Source organism: Janthinobacterium sp. NKUCC08_JDC (assembly GCF_019345575.1).
GTDB lineage: Bacteria > Pseudomonadota > Gammaproteobacteria > Burkholderiales > Burkholderiaceae_D > Janthinobacterium > Janthinobacterium aestuarii.
On record NZ_JAHKQW010000054.1, the window covers coordinates 1 to 304 of the forward strand.

Below are 304 nucleotides of genomic sequence, written 5' to 3' on the forward strand. Positions count from 1 at the left end.
GTTGTCGCCAGCTTGACCTTGGTCCAGCAGCTTGCGGAACATTTCCACGCCGGTGCAAGTCGTTTTGACGGTATCGGTGATACCGACGATTTCGATCTCTTCGCCGACTTTAACAATGCCGCGCTCGATACGACCGGTCACAACGGTACCGCGACCCGAGATCGAGAACACGTCTTCCACTGGCATCAGGAAAGCACCGTCAACAGCGCGCTCTGGCGTTGGGATGTAAGCATCCAGCGCATCGGCCAGACGCAGCACTGCGTCAACGCCCATTTCGCCTTCTTTGCCTTCCAGCGCCATACGT

The 304-nt window shown here is 57.6% G+C and carries 1 protein-coding gene; it reads right to left on the minus strand.

Annotated elements, in window-relative coordinates; translation table 11 throughout:
* Positions 1-304 (minus strand): EF-Tu/IF-2/RF-3 family GTPase (locus KO538_RS29795; protein WP_257620657.1); only part of this gene is annotated, 304 nt, incomplete at both ends.